The sequence below is a fragment of the Sphingomonas sp. SUN019 genome (assembly GCF_024758705.1).
In the GTDB taxonomy this organism is placed as follows: domain Bacteria; phylum Pseudomonadota; class Alphaproteobacteria; order Sphingomonadales; family Sphingomonadaceae; genus Sphingomonas.
This window is the reverse complement of sequence record NZ_CP096971.1, coordinates 1732213-1750592: the sequence shown is the minus strand read 5'-3', so window position 1 is coordinate 1750592 and position 18380 is coordinate 1732213. Positions and strand designations below refer to the sequence as shown.

The 18380-nt window shown below is 65.4% G+C and carries 16 protein-coding genes; 6 read left to right on the top strand and 10 right to left on the bottom strand.

Annotated elements, in window-relative coordinates; all coding sequences use genetic code 11:
* Positions 1 to 44: 44 nt before the first annotated feature.
* The 4 genes from M0208_RS08515 to M0208_RS08500 all read right to left on the bottom strand — a co-directional run bounded on the left by M0208_RS08515 (position 45) and on the right by M0208_RS08500 (position 4658).
* Positions 45 to 182 carry a hypothetical protein gene (locus M0208_RS08515; protein WP_258891281.1) on the bottom strand — a complete coding sequence of 46 codons (138 nt, stop codon included), beginning with the start codon at positions 180 to 182 and terminating at the stop codon, positions 45 to 47.
* Positions 149 to 1945, bottom strand: coding sequence for an aminopeptidase P family protein (locus M0208_RS08510; RefSeq protein ID WP_258891280.1), 1797 nt, complete (start codon positions 1943 to 1945; stop codon positions 149 to 151). The genes M0208_RS08515 and M0208_RS08510 overlap by 34 nt, the downstream gene beginning before the upstream one ends.
* An 85-nt stretch (positions 1946 to 2030) precedes the next feature.
* The gene (locus M0208_RS08505; protein ID WP_258891279.1) at positions 2031 to 4139 is read right to left on the bottom strand and encodes a bifunctional (p)ppGpp synthetase/guanosine-3',5'-bis(diphosphate) 3'-pyrophosphohydrolase; all 2109 of its coding nucleotides are present in this window, start codon (positions 4137 to 4139) and stop codon (positions 2031 to 2033) included.
* Between the two features lie 156 nt (positions 4140 to 4295).
* Positions 4296 to 4658: a CC_3452 family protein gene (locus M0208_RS08500; protein ID WP_258891278.1), complete on the bottom strand. Its 363-nt coding sequence runs from the start codon at positions 4656 to 4658 to the stop codon at positions 4296 to 4298.
* 157 nt (positions 4659 to 4815) lie between these two features.
* Here M0208_RS08500 and M0208_RS08495 point away from each other — a divergent pair, with 157 nt between their 5' ends.
* Entirely contained in the window at positions 4816 to 5295 is a 480-nt protein-coding gene (locus M0208_RS08495) for a helix-turn-helix domain-containing protein (RefSeq protein ID WP_258891277.1), read from the top strand.
* A gap of 3 nt (positions 5296 to 5298) precedes the next feature.
* On the opposite strand, the gene M0208_RS08490 is transcribed toward M0208_RS08495, so the two are convergent.
* The 3 genes from M0208_RS08490 to M0208_RS08480 form a co-directional block, all read right to left on the bottom strand.
* The gene (locus M0208_RS08490; RefSeq protein ID WP_258891276.1) at positions 5299 to 5721 is read right to left on the bottom strand and encodes a thioesterase family protein; all 423 of its coding nucleotides are present in this window, start codon (positions 5719 to 5721) and stop codon (positions 5299 to 5301) included.
* A complete protein-coding gene (locus tag M0208_RS08485; protein ID WP_258893201.1) occupies positions 5721 to 6494 on the bottom strand; it encodes a sulfite exporter TauE/SafE family protein in 774 nt (257 codons plus the stop codon). The genes M0208_RS08490 and M0208_RS08485 overlap by 1 nt, the downstream gene beginning before the upstream one ends.
* 78 nt (positions 6495 to 6572) lie before the next feature.
* Positions 6573 to 7781: an LL-diaminopimelate aminotransferase gene (locus tag M0208_RS08480; protein ID WP_258891275.1), complete on the bottom strand. Its 1209-nt coding sequence runs from the start codon at positions 7779 to 7781 to the stop codon at positions 6573 to 6575.
* A 125-nt stretch (positions 7782 to 7906) separates the two neighbouring features.
* Between M0208_RS08480 and M0208_RS08475 the strand changes: the two genes are divergently transcribed.
* The 3 genes from M0208_RS08475 (at position 7907) to clpS (ending at position 11033) form a co-directional block, all read left to right on the top strand.
* Positions 7907 to 9631, top strand: coding sequence for an alpha/beta hydrolase (locus M0208_RS08475; protein ID WP_258891274.1), 1725 nt, complete (start codon positions 7907 to 7909; stop codon positions 9629 to 9631).
* 100 nt (positions 9632 to 9731) lie between these two features.
* Positions 9732 to 10526: a phasin family protein gene (gene phaP / locus M0208_RS08470; protein ID WP_258891273.1), complete on the top strand. Its 795-nt coding sequence runs from the start codon at positions 9732 to 9734 to the stop codon at positions 10524 to 10526.
* A gap of 168 nt (positions 10527 to 10694) precedes the next feature.
* Positions 10695 to 11033 carry an ATP-dependent Clp protease adapter ClpS gene (clpS, locus tag M0208_RS08465; RefSeq protein WP_258891272.1) on the top strand — a complete coding sequence of 113 codons (339 nt, stop codon included), beginning with the start codon at positions 10695 to 10697 and terminating at the stop codon, positions 11031 to 11033.
* A 59-nt stretch (positions 11034 to 11092) separates the two neighbouring features.
* On the opposite strand, the gene M0208_RS08460 is transcribed toward clpS, so the two are convergent.
* Positions 11093 to 11827, bottom strand: a complete 735-nt coding sequence (locus tag M0208_RS08460; protein WP_258891271.1) for a Crp/Fnr family transcriptional regulator — start codon at positions 11825 to 11827, stop codon at positions 11093 to 11095.
* A gap of 149 nt (positions 11828 to 11976) precedes the next feature.
* On the opposite strand from M0208_RS08460, the gene murA reads away from it, so the two are divergent.
* Positions 11977 to 13275, top strand: a complete 1299-nt coding sequence (murA, locus tag M0208_RS08455; protein WP_258891270.1) for a UDP-N-acetylglucosamine 1-carboxyvinyltransferase — start codon at positions 11977 to 11979, stop codon at positions 13273 to 13275.
* 59 nt (positions 13276 to 13334) lie between these two features.
* On the opposite strand, the gene M0208_RS08450 is transcribed toward murA, so the two are convergent.
* Positions 13335 to 14507, bottom strand: a complete 1173-nt coding sequence (locus M0208_RS08450; RefSeq protein WP_258891269.1) for an NAD(P)/FAD-dependent oxidoreductase — start codon at positions 14505 to 14507, stop codon at positions 13335 to 13337.
* Between the two features lie 132 nt (positions 14508 to 14639).
* Between M0208_RS08450 and M0208_RS08445 the strand changes: the two genes are divergently transcribed.
* Positions 14640 to 16712, top strand: coding sequence for a catalase (locus M0208_RS08445; RefSeq protein ID WP_258891268.1), 2073 nt, complete (start codon positions 14640 to 14642; stop codon positions 16710 to 16712).
* Between the two features lie 145 nt (positions 16713 to 16857).
* On the opposite strand, the gene M0208_RS08440 is transcribed toward M0208_RS08445, so the two are convergent.
* Positions 16858 to 18318 (bottom strand): NAD(P)/FAD-dependent oxidoreductase, encoded by a 1461-nt coding sequence (locus M0208_RS08440; protein ID WP_258891267.1) that lies wholly within the window; start codon positions 18316 to 18318, stop codon positions 16858 to 16860.
* Between the last annotated feature and the right edge of the window lie 62 nt (positions 18319 to 18380).

The window sequence follows — 18380 nt, the reverse complement described above, 5'->3', positions numbered from 1 at the left end:
CGAGCCAACTTGCGAAAACGGAAGGCTCAGGCTCGGGGAGCCGATCAGCCCGCGCCGACGAAGCCGCCCAGCGCATAGGCCGCGTCGCCCGCCGCATACGCGCCGCCGACCGCCGCGACGCCGACCGCGGTCCATGCAGCGCCGACGATCAGGCGATGGGCGAGCATCTTGAAGTGAGCCATCTGCGATTATCCCCCTCCAGCACCGGGCCTATCGTCGCGTCGACCCTGGCGTGATAGGCATTGAGCCACGAAAGCTCGTCCGTGGTCAATAGGGCCGGATCGATCAGATCGCGGTCGATCGGGGCGAGCGTCAGCGTCTCGAACGCCAGCATTGTCGCTTCGCCGCCGGGAATGTCACGCTCGACGACCAGCAGCAGATTCTCGATCCGGATGCCGTAGTCGTCCGCCTTGTAGTAACCGGGTTCGTTGGACAGGATCATGCCCGCGCGCAGCGGTTCCTGCGGGCCGCCGCCGGGGTAGCTGGGCTTGGCGATCCGCGCGGGGCCTTCGTGGACCGACAGATAGCTGCCGACCCCGTGGCCGGTGCCGTGCGCGAAATCGAGCCCGGCCTGCCACAGCGGCAGTCGCGCGAGCGCGTCGAGCTGCTGCCCGGTCGTGCCCGATGGGAAGCAGGCGGTGGCGAGCGCGATATGCCCCTTCAGCACGCGGGTGAAGCGGTCGCGCATCTCCTGCGTGGGCGCGCCGATGGGTACGACGCGGGTCACGTCGGTGGTGCCGTCGGCGTATTGTCCGCCCGAATCGATCAGATAGAGCTGGCCTGGTTCGATCGGCGCGTTCGACTCTTCCGTGACGTGATAATGCGGGATCGCGCCGTGCGGGCCGGTGGCGGAGATGGCGTCGAACGACAGGTCCTTCAGCACGCCGGTTTCGAGGCGGAAGTCGTTCAGCTTCGCGGCGGCGGAGAGTTCGGTCTGGCCGCCCTTGGGCGCTTCGATCGAGACCCAGCGGAGGAAGCGCGTCAGCGCCGCGCCGTCGCGGATGCTGGCGGCCCTGTGGCCCGCAATCTCGGCGGGATTCTTTGTCGCCTTCGGGATGATCGTCGGGTCGCGAAGAGCCAGGACGGTGCCGCCGCCCGCCTCGATTGCCTGCGGGATCGCGGCGACCGACAGCGCGGGGTCGACCGCGATGCGCTTGCCCGCGAACTGGCCGAGCGTTAGCGCGAAAGCGGCGCGGTCGTGGACGCGGACCGCATTGCCGAGGTGCTGCGCGACCGCATGGGTCATCTTTTCGGGCGCGACGAACAGGTCGGCGGTGCCGTCGGCGTTGACCACCGTGTACGCCAGCGCGACGGGGGTGCGATCGACGTCGCCGCCGCGCACGTTCAGCAACCACGCGATCGAATCGAGTGCCGACAGCACGACCGCGTCGGCCTTCTGTTCGGCCAGCCAGTCGGCGACGTCGGCGCGCTTCTCGGCGGAGCGGCGTCCTGCGTTGGCATCGTCCTGTACGCTGAGCGTCGCGTCGGATGGCGCGGGGCGATCGGGCCACACCGCATCGACCGGGTTGGTGTCGACCGCGACCAGTGTCGCGCGCCTCGCCGCCAGCGCTTGTTCGGCCTCCGCCACCCACGCGCGGGTGTGGAGCCACGGGTCGTAGCCGATGCGCGCCCCGTCCTCGGCATGATCGCCGAGCCAGCCCGCGACGCTCGTCTCGGGCACGCCGACGAACTGCCAGTCGTCGCCCGACACCTGTTCGCGCACCTGCAGCGTATAGCGCCCGTCGGTAAAGATCGCAGCTTCGGCGGGCAGCACCACTGCGGTGCCCGCGGACCCCTGAAACCCGGTCAGCCACGCAAGCCGCTGCGCATAGGCGCCGACATATTCGCTCATATGTTCATCGGTCAGCGGCACGACGAAGCCGTCGAGCCGGTCGCGGGTCAGCTGATCGCGAAGCGCGGCGAGGCGGGCGGTGTGAGTCGACATCGAAAAGCGGTCCTGATTGGGGCGTTTGGTGGCGCAAGGTTAAGCCAAGGTAGGTCCAAGACGCCAGACCTGCGCGCGGTCGCGCCTAAATCCGTTCCGCCATATTCACCGCGTCCGCTGCGCGCAGGGCCGCCAGCACGCGCATCAGCTGGTGCGCGTCGTGCACCTCAAGGTCGATCGTGTTGGTGTGGAAGCCAGTGTCCCTCGTGTCCAGACGCAGGTTAATGATGTTGGCCTTGTGCTGGCCGATGATCGTCGCGAGGACGCCCAGCGCGCCGGGTTCGTTCTTCACCTCGACCGAGATGCGCGCGGTCGCGCCTTCGGTCTTGTCGCCCCATTGCACGTCGATCCAGTCGGTTTCCTCATCCGAGCGATCGGCCAAATCGGCTAGCGTGCGGCAGTCGATCGCGTGGACCTCGATCGAGGCGTCGGGGCGGCGCAGGCCCACGATGCGGTCGCCGGGGACCGCGTGGCAGCAATCGGCGAGCTGGTAGGCCACGCCGGGGGTAAGTCCCTTGATCGAGATCGCGCTGGATTGCGGCGGGGCGTGGGCGACATCGGCCCCCGCGCTGCCGGGCATCAGCGCCTCCATCACCTGCGCATCGGTCAGCGTGCGTCGGGCGATCGCGGTCATCAGCGCGGGCGGATCGGGCAGTTTCAGCCTCTTCAGCGCCTGCGCCAGCGCGTCGACGCCGATCTGCGCGGGCAGGCGGGTGACGATCTCGTCATAGATGTTGCGGCCGAGCGACAGCGTCTGATCGCGCTCGACATGGCGCAGGTGGCGGCGGATCGCGGCCAGCGCCTTGCCTGTGATCGCGAAGTTCAGCCAATTGGCTTGCGGGGTCTGCGCCTTCGACCGGAGCACCTGCACCTGGTCGCCGTTTTCGATCGTGGTGCGCAGCGGCACGACGCGGCCGTTGACCTTCGCGCCGACCGCCTGATCGCCGAGATCGGTGTGTACGGCATAGGCGAAGTCGATCGGGGTCGCGCCCTTCGGCAGCTGGATCAGTTCGCCCTTGGGGGTGAAGGCGAAGATGCGATCCTGATACATCGCCATGCGCGTGTGTTCGAGCAGTTCCTCGGGCGTGGCGGCGGTGTCGAGGATCTCGACCAGATCGGCGATCCAGCTATGCTGCGTTTCGGGCCGGATCTTCTGATCCTGTTTGTACGCCCAATGCGCGGCGAGCCCGAATTCGGCCTGCGCGTGGAGTTCGGGGGTGCGGATCTGGATTTCGACGCGCTGGTTCTCGGCGTGGATCACGCTGGTGTGGAGCGAGCGGTAGCCGTTGCGCTTGGGGGTGGAGATGTAATCCTTGAACCGCCCCGGCACCATCGGCCAGCGTTGGTGGATGATGCCGAGCGCGCGATAGCAATCCTCCTCGTTCGGTACGATCGCGCGGAACGCCATGATGTCGCTCAGCTGTTCGAAGCTGATGTGGCGTTCCTGCATCTTGCGCCAGATGCTGTACGGATGCTTTTCGCGACCGGAGATTTCGGCGTCGATACCGTGGCGGGCGAGAAGGAGTTTCAAGCCCGACCCGATCTTTGCGATCTTGTCGCCGCCGCCGCCGGTCTTCAGCTGTTCGAGGCGGCGATTGATCGATTCGAATGCTTCAGGTTCGAGTTGCGCGAAGGCGAGCGTCTGCATCTCCTTCATGAATTCGTACATGCCGATCCGCTCCGCCAAGGGCGCGTAGATATCCATCGTCTCGCGCGCGATCCGGCGGCGCTTGTCCTCCGATTTGATGAAGTGCAGCGTGCGCATATTGTGGAGGCGATCGGCGAGCTTCACGAGCAGGACGCGAATGTCGTCGGACATGGCGAGCAGGAATTTGCGGAGGTTCTCCGCGGCGCGCTCGTTTTCGGTCTGCGCCTCGATTTTCGATAGCTTCGTCACGCCGTCGACCAGCCGCGCGATGTTCGCACCGAACAGGCGTTCGATCTCCTCCGGGGTGGCGACGGTGTCCTCTACGGTATCGTGCAGGATCGCGGTGGCGATCGTTTCGTCGTCCAGGTGCAGGTCGGTCAGGATGCCCGCAACCTCGATCGGGTGGCTGAAATAGGGATCGCCCGATGCGCGCTTCTGCGTGCCGTGCGCGTTGACCGAAAACACATAGGCGCGGTTCAGCATCGCCTCGTCGGCGTCGGGATCGTAGTCGAGGACGCGATCGACGAGTTCGTATTGCCTCAGCACAGGGCCAAGATGGGGTGAGACCGTGTTGCCGTGCAACACAAATATCCCCCAGGCTGGTCGGCGTAGCGCCGCGGACACAAAAAAACCCTCCGCCGGCGGCCCCGGCGGAGGGATAGGGGATGCTTCGTGACGGCGCGGGCGGACCCGCGCACGCGATCAGTTCGCGTTGGGTTCGGTCGTGCCGCCCTTGGCCATCACGGTCTTGGCGACCTTGGCCTTCGCGTTGCACTGGTCAAGTGCGGCGGCGTCATAGGCCTTGCCGTTGGCGACGAAGCCGGTGAGCAGGCCGGCGTTGCGCGCGACGAGCTGACACGCGACCATGTCGCGCATCGGCGCATTGGTGGTGACGAACGAGCCGTCGCGGAAATTCCAGGCGGTGTCGCGCGTCATCAGCGTGGTCTTGGCAGGCGCGACCGCGGGGGTCGCGACATAGCCGGTCGACGGCGTCTGCGCAGGCGCGCCGGCAGCGGCGAGCAGGGCGGCGGACGTCAGGATTGCGGTGGTGATCGAACGAATCATGGAAACCTCCCGGGGATTAGGTTGCTGAACGCTACCTAGATGCTGCGATTGCGAGTTGCAACAGAAAACTCGCATTTGCGAGTTGCATTCGGCTACTTATATTTTATGCAGAGGCCGCGGCTGTTTCGCGGTAGAGTGGCGTGCGAGAGGTATGTTGATGGGTGAATTGCGTGAGCCGCTGCGGGAATGCAGCTTGCCGGCCGCACTCGAATCGATGGGCGAGCGGTGGTCGTTCCTGATCCTGCGCGCCGCGTTCAACGGCCTGAAGCATTTCGAGGAATTCCAGTCCGAACTGGGCATCGCGCGCAACATCCTGGCCAACCGGCTGGCGCGCTTCGTCGAACACGGACTGATGGAGCGGCAGGCGCTGGCCGAGGATCGCCGCAAGATCGCTTATTGCCTGACCGAAAAGGGCTATGCGCTGCTGCCGACGATGGTGGCGCTGCGGCAATGGGGTGAACGCTGGGAGACGGGCGTGCCCGCCTTCCCGATCCTGGTCGACGTGCGCGACAATCGCCCGGTGCAGCAGGTGTCAGTGCTGAGCCACGACGGGCGCGTGCTGAGCAAGATGGACCTGCACTGGGCGCTGCCGGGCGATGTAGCGGAGGATGCGCCGCACCAGCAGGCGGCGGAATAGCGTTCAGCCGGGCAGCATTTTCAGGAACGCGCGGACCGTTGGGTCGAGCGGCACGGGGCGGCCGGTCGGCAAATGGACGTTCACGCTGACCATCTCGATCACACAGCACAGGTGGCCCGCGGCGTTGGTCATCTCGAACCGCTTCGTGATGCTGCTGGTCCCGAGCCGTTCGACGCGGACGTAGGCGACCACCTCGTCGCCAAGGACGAAGGGTTTGAGGTAATCGACCTCGGCACGGCGGACGTGGAACTCGGTCTCACGCCACGTCGCGCCCAGCGCCGCGCCGATCCCGGTCCATTCCCAGAAATCGGTTACCGCGACGTCGGCATATTCGAGATAGCGCGAGTTGAAGACGACCTTCTGCCCGTCGATCTCGGCATAGCGGACGCGGAAGCGGGTGGAGAAGGCGAAGCCGGGGCGGGTCATCAGAACAGCAATTTCGCGCCGACTAGGGCGAGTGTCACCGCGAGGATTGGGGTCAGCACTTTGTCCGACACCCGCGAGGCGATCAGGCTGCCGATGATGATTCCGGGAATCGATCCGACCAGCAGCGACAGCAACAGCGAGAAATCGACCCCGCCCATCGACCAATGGCCGATCCCCGCGATCAGCGTCAGCGGGACGGCGTGCGCGATATCCGATCCGACGAGGCGGCTGATCGGCAGGCGGGGGTAGAGGACGAGCAGCGCGGTCATGCCGAGCGCGCCCGCCCCGACCGAGGTCAGCGACACCAGTACGCCGAGGATCGCGCCGAGCAGGACGGTCAGCGCGGCGATCCGGCGTTCGTCGATGGTGCGAAAGCTGGGGGCGAGCGCGTCGACGATACGCTGACGGAAGAAGATAGCGATGGCGGTCAGGATCAACGCGCCGCCGAGGACGGTGGCGATCGTGCTGCCGGTATCCTCCGACCGTTTCGTCGCATAGCTGAGCGCCAGCAACGTCAAGAGCGTGGCGGGGACGCTGCCCGTGGCGAGCCGTCGCACGACCCGCCAGTCTACCGTGCCGCGCCAGCCGTGGACCGCGGTCCCGGCGGTCTTCGTCGCCGACGCATAGAGCAGATCGGTGCCGACCGCGGTCACGGGGTGGAAGCCGAACACGAGCACCAGCAGCGGCGTCATCAGCGATCCGCCGCCCACGCCGGTCAGCCCGACGAGGATGCCGACGAACACGCCGGCCAGCGAATACAGCGGATTGATGATGCCGATCACGAAAACCCCCCAACCGGCGTCCTATCGGCGATTACGCCGAACGCCTAGTCGCGGCCCTCCGTGTCCCGATCACAAAACGCCCTGGGCTGGCGTGTTGACCCCCATACTGGCCAGATAGCGGCGCACGTTGCGCGCCGCCTGGCGCAGGCGTTGTTCGTTCTCGACCATCGCGATCCGCACGAAACCCTCGCCATTCTCGCCGTAACCGACGCCCGGCGCGACCGCGACCTTGGCGTGGGTCAGCAACTGCTTGGAAAATTCGAGGCTACCCAGATGCGCGAGCGCGGGCGGGAGCGGGGCCCAGGCGAACATCGACGCGCGGGGGCTGGGGATATCCCATCCGGCGCGAGCGAAGCTCTCGACCAGCACGTCGCGGCGCTTGTGATAGAGTTCGCGGTTCTTCGCCACGATGTCCTGCGGGCCGTTCAGCGCGGCGCAGGCGGCGGCCTGGATCGGGGTGAAAGCGCCGTAATCGAGGTACGACTTCACCCGCGTCATCGCCGCGATCAGCGTCTTGTTGCCGACCCCGAAGCCCATCCGCCACCCGGCCATCGAATACGTCTTGCTGAGCGACGTGAATTCGACCGCGACGTCCTTTGCGCCCTTCACCTGCAGGATCGAGGGCGTCGGTTTTCCGTCATAATAAAGTTCGGAATACGCGAGGTCGGAGATGATCCAGAGGCCGTGTTCTTTCGCGAACTCCACGACGCGTTCGTAGAAGGCGAGGTCGACCACTTCGGACGTGGGGTTCGACGGATAGCCCATCACCAGCACCGACGGGCGCGGGACGGTGAACGCCATCGCGCGTTCCAGGCTCTCGAAATACGCCTCGTCGGGCGTCGTCGGGACCGCGCGGATCGTGGCGCCGGCGATGATGAAGCCGAAGGTGTGGATCGGGTAGCTGGGGTTGGGCGCGAGCACGACGTCGCCCGGCGCGGTGATCGCGGTGGCGAGGCTGGCCAGCCCTTCCTTCGAGCCCATCGTCACGACGACTTCGGTCTCTGGATCGAGGTCGACCCCGAACCGGCGGCCGTAATAATTCGCCTGGGCCTTGCGGAGGCCCGGAATGCCCTTCGACTGCGAATAGCCGTGCGCGTCTGGTTTACGCGCGACCTCGACCAGTTTTTCGATGACGTGTTCGGGCGGGGGCAGGTCGGGATTGCCCATGCCGAGGTCGATGATGTCCTCCCCGCTCGCGCGCGCCGCCGCCCGCATCGCATTCACTTCGGCGATGACATAGGGCGGCAGGCGTTTGATGCGGTAGAAGTCGTCGGTCATGCGAGAGCTTGTAGCCTAGCCGTCATCCCCGCGAAAGCGGGGACCCATCTCCGGCGGGAACGAAAAATCGCGCCGGAGATGGGTCCCCGCTTTCGCGGGGATGACGGGAAAGGTAAAGCACGGACATGAACAAGCCGCCCGAAGCTCCCGCCGTCCCCGACCTTGCCGAGATGCAGCATTGGACGTGGGTGATGGGGCGCGCGCAGCAGATGATGATGGAGCAGGGGATGACCGCGCTCCAGCCGGGCGCGAACTCCTTCCCGGTGGTGCCGGGGTTCAACGATCCCGCGACGATCGCGCGGGTGCAGGATTTCTGGAGCGACAGCCTGACGTTGTGGCAGCGGTTCCTCGATCCCGCCGCGGCGAAGGACGAGGCGCCAGTCAGGGACAAACGCTTCAAGGCCGACGCATGGCGTGACTTGCCGGTGTTCGACCTGATCCGGCAGTCGTACCAGCTGATTTCCGACCATATGCTGAAAAGCGTCGAGGCGGTCGACGGGGTGGAGCCCAAGCAGAAGGAGCAATTGCGTTTCGCCACGCGGGCGTTCGTCGACGCGATGAGCCCGTCGAACTTCGCACTGACCAACCCCGAGGTGATCGAGAAGACGATCGCGACGCGCGGGGAGAACCTGCTCAAGGGCCTGCAGCATATGCTGTCCGACATCGGGCGCGGGCAATTGACGCATACGCCGGACGATGCGTTCGCGGTCGGGCGCAATCTGGCGACCACGCCGGGCAAGGTGGTGAAGCGGACGCCGCTGTACGAACTGATCCAGTACACACCGACGACCGAAACGGTGCTGGCCGTCCCGCTGGTGATCTTTCCGCCGTGGATCAACCGCTTCTACATCCTGGATCTGACGCCGGAGAAGAGCTTCATCCGCTGGTGCGTCGATCAGGGCATCACGGTGTTCATGGTGTCGTGGAAGTCCGCCGATGCGTCGATGGCGGACGTGATGTGGGACGATTACGTCGCCGCGCAGACCGAGGCGATCGATACCGTTCGCGACCTGCTGAGCGTGCCCGCGGTGCACACGATCGGTTATTGCGTGGCCGGGACGACGCTGGCCGCGACGCTGGCGGTGCTGGCCGCGGGCGGTGAGGCGGCGAAGGTGGCGAGCGCGACGTTCTTCACCGCACAGGTCGATTTCGCGGGCGCTGGCGAGCTGACTAATTTCATCGATGACGAACAGTTGAAGATGTTGGCGAAAATGTCGCCCGACGGGTTTCTCGACGGGCGGTACATGGCGATGACGTTCAACCTGCTGCGTGGGCGCGACCTGATCTGGAACTACGTCACCAGCAATTATTTGATGGGCAACGATTACGTCCCGTTCGACCTGCTGCACTGGAACGGCGACACGACCAATCTGCCCGCAAAATGGCATCTGTCGTACCTGACCGATCTGTATCGCGACAATCTGCTGGCGCAGCCCGGCGCGTTGTCGGTGAACGGGGTGGCGATCGACCTGACGAAAGTCGAGACGCCTTCCTATGTGCAGGCGGGGCGCGAGGATCATATCGCGCCGGTCGAAAGCGTGTGGAAGATGACCGAGCATTTCCGCGGGCCGATGCGGTTTGTGCTGGCGGGATCAGGGCATATCGCGGGCGTGGTCAATCCGCCCGCGGCGGGGAAATACCAGTACTGGACCAACGCATCGCCTGCGTCGTCGCTCGACGAATTCGTCGCTGGCGCGACCGAAACGAAGGGAAGCTGGTGGCCGGACTGGATCGGCTGGCTGCGCGATCGTTCGGATAAGACAGTGTCCGCGGCAGGCGCGCGCATACCGGGGACGGGCGCGCTCAAGGCGATCGAAGATGCGCCGGGAAGTTATGTGAAGGCGCGGTAAACCCACCGTAAACCTGTATTGCTGCATTGCACAAAAATGACGCTTGAAATCGAATCGCGCGTCTTATATTGTGCAGTGCAACAATACGGAGCCGTCACGAATGTCCGATTCACGAGTCACCGCCGAACCGGTCAAGGCCGCGACCCCGGTCGTTACGCCTGCCCCCGCCAAGGCTGACACGCCGATCGCGACGAAGGTCGAGACGGCCCAGCCTGCACGTGCCCCTGCGCCTGTCGTAGCGTCAGCCCCGAAGCCGGTGGCGACACCGGTTGCGGCCAAGCCTGCGTCGGCCGCAAAGGCCGTTCCCGTCAAGCCGGCGCGTGCGCTGGCCAAGAAGCCGGTCGCGAAGAAGCCGGCGTCATCGGTGAAGGCGGTTCGCCCGGCACCGAAGAAACTTGTCGCTGTGAAAGCGACCCCCGCCAAGCCGGCGAAAATCATAGCGACGAAGGAAACCAAGATGGCCGATACGATCAAGACGATGACCGACAAGACCCAGACCGTGATGGCCGAAGCCAACACCCGCGCGAAAGCGTCGATGGAGAAGGGCGCGAAGCTGTTCGAGGACATGAACGCGTTCAACAAGGGCAATCTGGAGGCGATGGTCGAATCGTCGAAGATCGCCGCCAACGGTGCGCAGGAAATCGCGAAGTACACCGCCGATTACGCGCGCACGACCGTCGAGAAGGCAAACGCCACGCTGCGTGACCTGGCGAGCGTGAAGTCGCCCACCGAATTCATGCAGAAGCAGAGCGAGATCGCGAAGCAGACGATGGATGCGATGGCGTCGGAAACCGCCAAGTTCACCGAAAACTATCTGAAGCTGGTCGGCGCGATCGTCCAGCCGTACCAGAACCGCTTTGCGGTCGCCGCCGAGAAGCTGAAGGTCGCGGCGTAAGCCAGACCCTTCGCATTTTCGCGAACCAAGAGGGGGCGGCCGGCGACGGTCGCCCCCTTTTTTCGTTGAGGTGCCTCCTCTTCGTCAGCGAAAACACGCGGTTCGGCCTTGCCCTCACCGCACGCCGTGCCATATTTGCGCTTCCCTATGCAGCGCCAAACGATCCTGATGGCCGAGCGCCGAGATGACGAACCCGACGGGCCGCCCGACGGCCCGGGCGTCGGTGTCGCCACCCGCACGCGCGCAAAGACCAAACAGCCGACGCCATACCGCGTGCTGATGCTGAACGACGATTACACGCCGATGGAGTTCGTCGTCCTGTGCCTGCAGCGCTTCTTCCGCATGGACATGGAGGCCGCGACACGCGTGATGCTGCACGTCCATCAGAAGGGCGTCGGGGTGTGCGGGACGTTCAGCTACGAAGTGGCGGAAACCAAGGTCAGCCAGGTGATCGACTTCGCGCGGCAGAACCAGCACCCGCTGCAATGTACGCTGGAGAAGGCGTAACTCTTTCTTTGACGCGCTCACGCGCGTGAGGCGGTGCGGCACTGCCGAAGCCTGACATACTACCTCGCCGCGGGCAACCAGCTCAAATCAAGCCCTTCGAACCGGTCGACGTAGTTCGCCGCGCGCGCCAGCCGGACCTCGTCGCGGAACAGCACGCGGCCGTTTTCGCGCCCGATCAGGCCGTCATCCTCCAACTGGCGCAGCATCCGGTTGACGTGGACCGCGGTCAATCCGGTGGCATCGCCGATTTCCTCCTGCGTTAAACCGAGCACGAAACTGCTGCCGATTTCCGGATCGAAACGCCGCATCCGATTGCGCAGTTCGAGCAGCAGCGACGCGACGCGGACCTTAGCCGAGGTGCGGCCGAGTCCGACCAGCCGATCGGTCAGCGACACCCGCTCCATCTGGTGCAGCACCATGATCGCCGCACCCAGCCGGGGATGCTCGGTCATCAGTTGCGCGAGCGCGCCGCATTCGAACGGGCAGACGGTGCAGTCGGTCAGCGCGACGATCGTTTCGGGCGACAGCGCATAGGCGATCGATGCGACGCCCATCATGTCGCCGGGAAACAGGAAGCGCAGGATCTGGCGGCTGCCGTCGTCGAGCAGCACGTAGCTCATCATCATCCCGCGTTTCAGGATGAAGAGTTCGCCGGCCCTGTCGTTTTCGCGCACGAGGATGCCGGTCCGGCGCAAGATGCGTTCGCGCTCTTCCAGTCGATGGATCGCATCGCGTTCTGTTGGCGTCAGGGCAACGAAATCGCCGAGGTGATCGGCGAAACAACTGGATGCCACGCTAACTCAACCCCCCGACCAAGCGGCTACGCTACAGTGTCCGCGCCTGCGCACGCATTAAAATCGATCAAGGTCGATCCGCCGCGGCCCTGCTTGGCGTCGCGGCCCTGCTTGGCGTGGCGTCGCGGGTCCGGTAGAGCGGCGCGCTTATGGACCGTATTCACATTCGCGGCGGAAACCGCCTGTCTGGCCAATTGCCGATCTCCGGCGCGAAGAACGCCGCGCTGGCATTGCTGCCGTGCGCGCTTTTGACCGACGAACCGGTTACGCTGCGCAACCTGCCGCGGCTGGCCGATGTCGACGGGTTCGGGCATTTGCTGAACCAGCTTGGCGCGTCGACCGCGATAGAGGGCACGCGACCGGAGGATTTCGGGCGCGTGATGACCATTCGCGCGGGGAAGCTGACCTCTACGGAAGCGCCGTACGACATCGTGCGGAAGATGCGCGCGTCGATCCTGGTGCTGGGGCCGATCCTGGCGCGCGCGGGCGAAGCGCGCGTGTCGCTGCCGGGCGGGTGTGCGATCGGCAACCGCCCGATCGACCTGCATCTGAAGGCGCTGGAAGCGATCGGCGCGGAGCTGGAGATGAGCGCGGGCTACGTCACCGCGCGTGCGCCCAATGTTTCAGGAGGGGGCGGGCGCTTGCCGGGCGGGCGCTACGCCTTCCCGATCGTGTCGGTCGGCGCGACCGAGAATGTCGTGATGGCGGCGGTGACCGCAAAAGGCTCCTCGCGGATCGACAACGCCGCGCGTGAGCCGGAAATCGTCGACCTGTGCCGCTGCCTGATCGCGATGGGCGCGCGGATCGAGGGCGTCGGGACCGAGACGCTGGAGATCGAGGGCGTCGACCGGCTGCACGGCGCGACCTATGCGGTGATGCCCGACCGGATCGAGGCGGGCAGTTATGCCTGCGCTGCGGCGATCACCGGCGGCGACCTGGAACTGACCGGCGTGTCGGCGGCGGACATGGGCGCGACGCTGGATGCGCTGCGCGAGGCGGGGGTCGCGATTGAGGAGGGCAAGAATTCGGTGCGGGTGTCGTCCGACGGCAAGCTGAAGCCGTTGACGCTGTCGACCGCGCCGTTTCCGGGCTTCGCGACCGACATGCAGGCGCAGTTCATGGCGATGCTCTGCCGGGCCGACGGGGCGAGCGTGTTGACCGAAACGATCTTCGAAAACCGTTACATGCACGTGCCCGAACTGGCGCGGATGGGGGCCGATATCCAGGTCCGCGGGCGCACTGCGGTGGTGCGCGGTGTCGATCATATGGTCGGCGCGCCGGTGATGGCGACCGACCTGCGCGCGTCGATGAGCCTGATCCTGGCGGGGCTGGCGGCGGACGGCGAGACGCAGGTGTCGCGCGTGTACCACCTGGACCGCGGTTATGAGCGGCTGGAGGAGAAACTGAGCGCGGTCGGGGCGGATATCGAGCGGGTCAGCGACGGTTGAGGTAGCTAATCCTCGCGTAAGTTCCTCCCCGGCCTTCGCCGGGGAGGTGCTTGTCGGGGTTAGAGGCTCTGCCCTGCAGCCACACCACTCGCCCAGGCCCATTGGAAGTTGTAGCCGCCGAGCCAACCCGTCACGTCGACCGCCTCGCCGATCGCGTGGAGGCCGGGGACGGTGCGCGCCTCCATCGTCTTCGATGACAGCGCATCGGTAGCGATCCCACCGACGGTGACCTCGGCCTTGGCGAAGCCTTCGCTGCCGTTGGGGGTGAAGCGCCAGTCGGAGAGCGTGCGTTCGATCTCGGCCAGCGCCTTATCGGTTGCCGCACCAAGCTCGCCGGGGAGCGCGAGTTTTTCCTCCAGCGCCTCGGCAAGACGCGCGGGCAATGGGAGCGCGCTGCGCAATCCGGCGCGCGGACGGGCGCGTTTGGCGATGCGGAGCCAGCCGTCCGCCACGCCGGGGAGGAAGTCGATCCCGATGCTCTCGCCGTGCCGCCAATAGGAAGACACCTGCAGGATCGCGGGGCCGGACAGGCCGCGGTGGGTGAACAGCGCGGCCTCGGCGAACGACGCCTTGCCCGCGCGTGCGACGACGGGGGTGGCGACGCCCGCGAGGTTGCGGAACAACGCCTCGTCGCCCGAGAGCGTCAGCGGAACGAGCGCGGGGCGCGGTTCGACCACCTTCAGGCCGAAGCGGCGTGCGAGGTCGTATGCGAAGCCGGTTGCGCCCATCTTCGGGATCGACGGTCCGCCGGTGGCGATCACCAGCGCAGGCGCGGTCAGCGTGCGATCGCCGTAGGTTACCGCGAAGCGGCCATCGGCGTGTGTCACGTCGCGGATCGGCTGGCCGAGGCGGAGCGATACGGTGTTCGGACATTCGTCGAGCAACATCGCGACGATCTGCTTCGCCGAGCCGTCGCAGAATAATTGCCCGAGCGTCTTTTCGTGCCAGGCGATGCGGTGGCGATCGACCAGCGCGATGAAATCCTGTGCGGTGTAGCGGCCGAGCGCGGACTTTGCGAAATGTGGGTTGGCGGAGATGTAGTTTGTCGGGCCTGCGCCGATGTTAGTGAAATTGCACCGCCCGCCGCCCGAGATCAGGATCTTCTTGCCCGGTTCGTCGGCATGGTCGAGCAACGCCACGCGCCGCCCGCGCTGTCCCGCGACTGCCGCGCACATCAGCCCCGCGCCGCCTGCGCCGAGCACGATTGCATCGAAATGTTCCGGGGTCGTCATTCGCGGCCCCTGCCACACGCGTCGGTGCCGCGCCATTCGGGTTGATCGCGATCAGGGTGAATGACGGGGAGCGATGCGCCGCGACGTTCGTTCGACGCGCATCACCTTCACCGCAAGCTAGGACGTATTTCCATGAGCGACGACGGACGCAATCCCGGAAACGGCGGCGAAACGCATCAACAGGCAGACGGTGACGCCACAGTTCTGACCACCAACCACGGCGTTCCGGTCAGCGACAATCAGAACTCGCTGCGGTCAGGCGCTCGGGGGCCTACACTGCTCGAGGATTTCGTGCTGCGCGAGAAGATCTTCCACTTCGATCACGAGCGTATCCCCGAGCGGATCGTCCACGCGCGGGGTTCGGGCGCACACGGCGTGTTCGAGGCGACCGACGATATCAGCGATCTGTCGCGCGCGGCGGTGTTCACCAAGGGCGAGAAGACCGAGGTCTTCGTGCGCTTTTCGACCGTCGCAGGCGGTGCGGGGTCGGTCGATACGCCGCGCGATGTGCGCGGCTTCGCGGTTAAATTCTACACGCGCGAAGGCAATTGGGATCTGGTCGGCAACAACATTCCGGTGTTCTTCATCCAGGACGCGATCAAGTTTCCCGATCTGGTCCATGCGGTGAAGATGGAGGCGAACAGCGGCTATCCGCAGGCGGGCAGCGCGCATGACACCTTCTGGGACTGGGCGTCGCTGATGCCCGAGACGACGCACATGCTGATGTGGGCGATGTCCGACCGAACGCTGCCGCGGTCGCTGCGGATGATGGAGGGGTTCGGGGTCCACACGTTCAAGCTGGTGAACGATGCGGGCAAGGTCAGTTTCGTGAAATTCCACTGGAAGCCGAAGCTGGGGCTGCAGTCGACGATATGGGACGAGGCGCTGAAGCTGCAGGCGGCGGACAACGACTATCATCGCCGCGACCTGTTCGAGGCGATCGACAGCGGCGATTTTCCGCGGTGGGAGCTGGGTATCCAGGTGTTCGACCAGAAGTTCGCCGACGCGCAGCCGTATGACGTGCTGGATGCGACAAAGCTGATCCCCGAAGACGACGTACCGGTGCGAATCATCGGCACGCTGATGCTGAACCGCAACGTCGACAATTTCTTCGCCGAAACCGAACAGGTCGCGTTCCTGCCGACCAACATCGTGCCGGGGATCGATTTCTCGAACGATCCTTTGCTGCAGGGGCGGCTGTTCAGCTATCTCGACACGCAGAAGTCGCGATTGGGGACGACGAACTTCCACCAGATTCCGGTCAATGCGCCGCGCTGCCCGTTCGGGAATTTCCAGCGCGACGGGATGATGCAGACGCAGGTGCCTAAAGGCCGGGCAAATTACGAGCCGAACAGTCTGGCCGAACACGGTGAGGATGGCGGGCCGCGCGAAAGTGTTGCGAAGGGTTTTGCGACGGTGAACGCGGCGACCGGGCCTGACGAGCAGGGCGACAAGCTGCGGGTGCGGGCTGAAACGTTTGCGGATCACTATAGCCAGGCGCGGCTGTTCTATCGTTCGCAGGACGCGCACGAACAGGCGCATATCGCGTCGTCGTTCGTGTTCGAATTGTCGAAGGTCGGGCTGCTGGATCAGGTGCCGCCGCGGATGGTCGCGAACCTGCGCAACGTCGATGAGGATCTGGCGAAGCGCGTCGCTGAAGGCCTCGGCATCGCCCTGCCGAAGAAGATGAAGGCGGCGAAGGAGCCGGTCGACATGACGCCATCCGACGCGCTGTCGATCCACAAGAACATGAAGGACACGCTGGAGGGCCGCGCGGTCGGCATCCTGATCGCTGATGGCTCAGACGCGGGCGAACTGGCGGCGGTGAAGAAAGCGGTCGAGGACGCGAAGGGCAAGGCGGTGATCGTCGCGCCGAAGGTCGGCGGCGCAAAGCTGTCCGATGGAAAGATGCAGAAGGCGGACGGGCAGTTGGCCGGATCGCCGAGCCAGATCTTCGACGCGGTGGCGATCGTATTATCGGCGGAAGGCTGCGCGGCGTTGCTGAAAGAGGGCGCCGCGGTGCAGTTCGCGATGGATGCGTTCGGGCATCTGAAGGCAATCGGCGCGAGCGATGCGGCCAAGCCTTTGCTGGACAAGGCGGGGGTTGAGCCGGACGATGGTGTGACGGGTTTGGGGAAAGAGTTCGTCGCGGCGGCGAAGAAGCGGTTCTATGATCGCGAGCCGGGGGTGCGGACGTTGGCGTAATTGAAAATCCTCCCCTGCCAGGGGAGGTGGCGCGCGTAGCGCGTCGGAGGGGTGACACCGTCTCGATAGCGCGACACCCCTCCGTCAGGCCTGCGGCCTGCCACCTCCCCTTGCAGGGGAGGATAACAAGACGGCCTCGTACCGTTCAAACCAGCGCCACCGCCTCGCGATCGACCTCCGCGGTTTCCTCCGCATAGGCGGCGCAATTGCCGGACCAATTCTGATACACGCGGCCGTTCGCGGCCTTGTACCAGCTTTTGCAATGCGGGTCGGCCCAGACGCTGCCCGACAGCAATTGCGCGATGCGATCGTTGAAGCGGCGCTGGCCGTCGGCGGTGACCTCCGCCACCTGCGCCTCGTCGGTCTCGATCGCGGCCAGCGCCTTCAGCATGTAGCCGACCTGCGCCTCGATCATGAAGCTGATCGAATTGTGCCCCAGGTTCGTGTTCGGACCATAGAGCATGAACATATTGGGGAAGCCGTGGACCATGATACCGAGATACGCCTCGGGTCCGTCCTTCCACGTTTCCTTGAGCGTCCTCCCCTCGGCCCCGACGACCTCCATCGACCAGTTCCATGCGGTCGTCTCGAACCCCGTCGCAAAGATCAGCACGTCGAGGTCGTGGAAACTGTCCGTTGTGCGCACGCCGGTCTGTTCGACCGCGACAATCCCGTTCGTCTCCAGCGTCACGTTGTCGCGCATCAAGGCGGGATAGAAATCGTCGGTGATCAGGATGCGCTTGCACCCGATCGGATAGTCGGGGATCAGCTTCGCGCGGAGCTCGGCGTCGGGCACCTGTTCCTCGAGATGGTCGAGCGCGGTGCGGGTGAAGGCGGCGCGGCCCTCCGGCGTGAACTGGAACGCCTGCCAGAAGAACGTGTCGGCATTGTCGAAGATCATCGCGCGTTGCTGTGCGCCCAGCCGCATCGCGACCGGCAGATTGGTCGCCATCAGCACCTTGGTTTCGTCGGTGACCGCCAGGTCGTTGCGCGGGATCACCCAATTGGCGGTGCGCTGGAACACGACCAGCGCGGCGGCGTCCTTCGCTACTTCGGGGATGAACTGCACGGCGCTCGCCGCCGACCCAATCACGCCGACGCGCTTGCCGGTCAGCTCGATCCCGTCGGGCCATTCCGCGGCGTGGAATTTTGCTCCTTTGAAGCTTTCGACGCCCGTGATGTCGGGCAACGTCGGCCGGCTGAGTTGGCCCAGCGCGGGGACGATCGCGTCGAACGTCTCCAGCGCGCCTTTCTCGGTTTCGACCGTCCAGTGCTTGGCGGCGGGGTCCCATGTCGCGCGGGTGACGCCTTCGTTCAGATGGAGCGACCCGCCAAGGTCAAACTGGTCGACCAGCGACTTCGTATAGGCGTGGATTTCCGGGCCGCGCGCGTAATTGTGGCTCCAGTTGTGATTGGGGGCGAAGCTGAACTGATAGAGGATCGCCGGCACGTCGCACGCGACGCCGGGGTAGCGGTTCGCGCGCCACGTCCCGCCGACCGAATCGGCATGTTCGTAGATCGTGACGTCGTGCCCCGCCTCGCGCGCCAGAATCGCGGCGCACAGCCCGCCCATCCCTGCGCCGATCACCGCGATGCGTTTGGCCATTCTCTCTCTCCATCACAGACGATCTTTGTCGTCCGCGGTGGAAAGGATGCCGCTTCGGACGG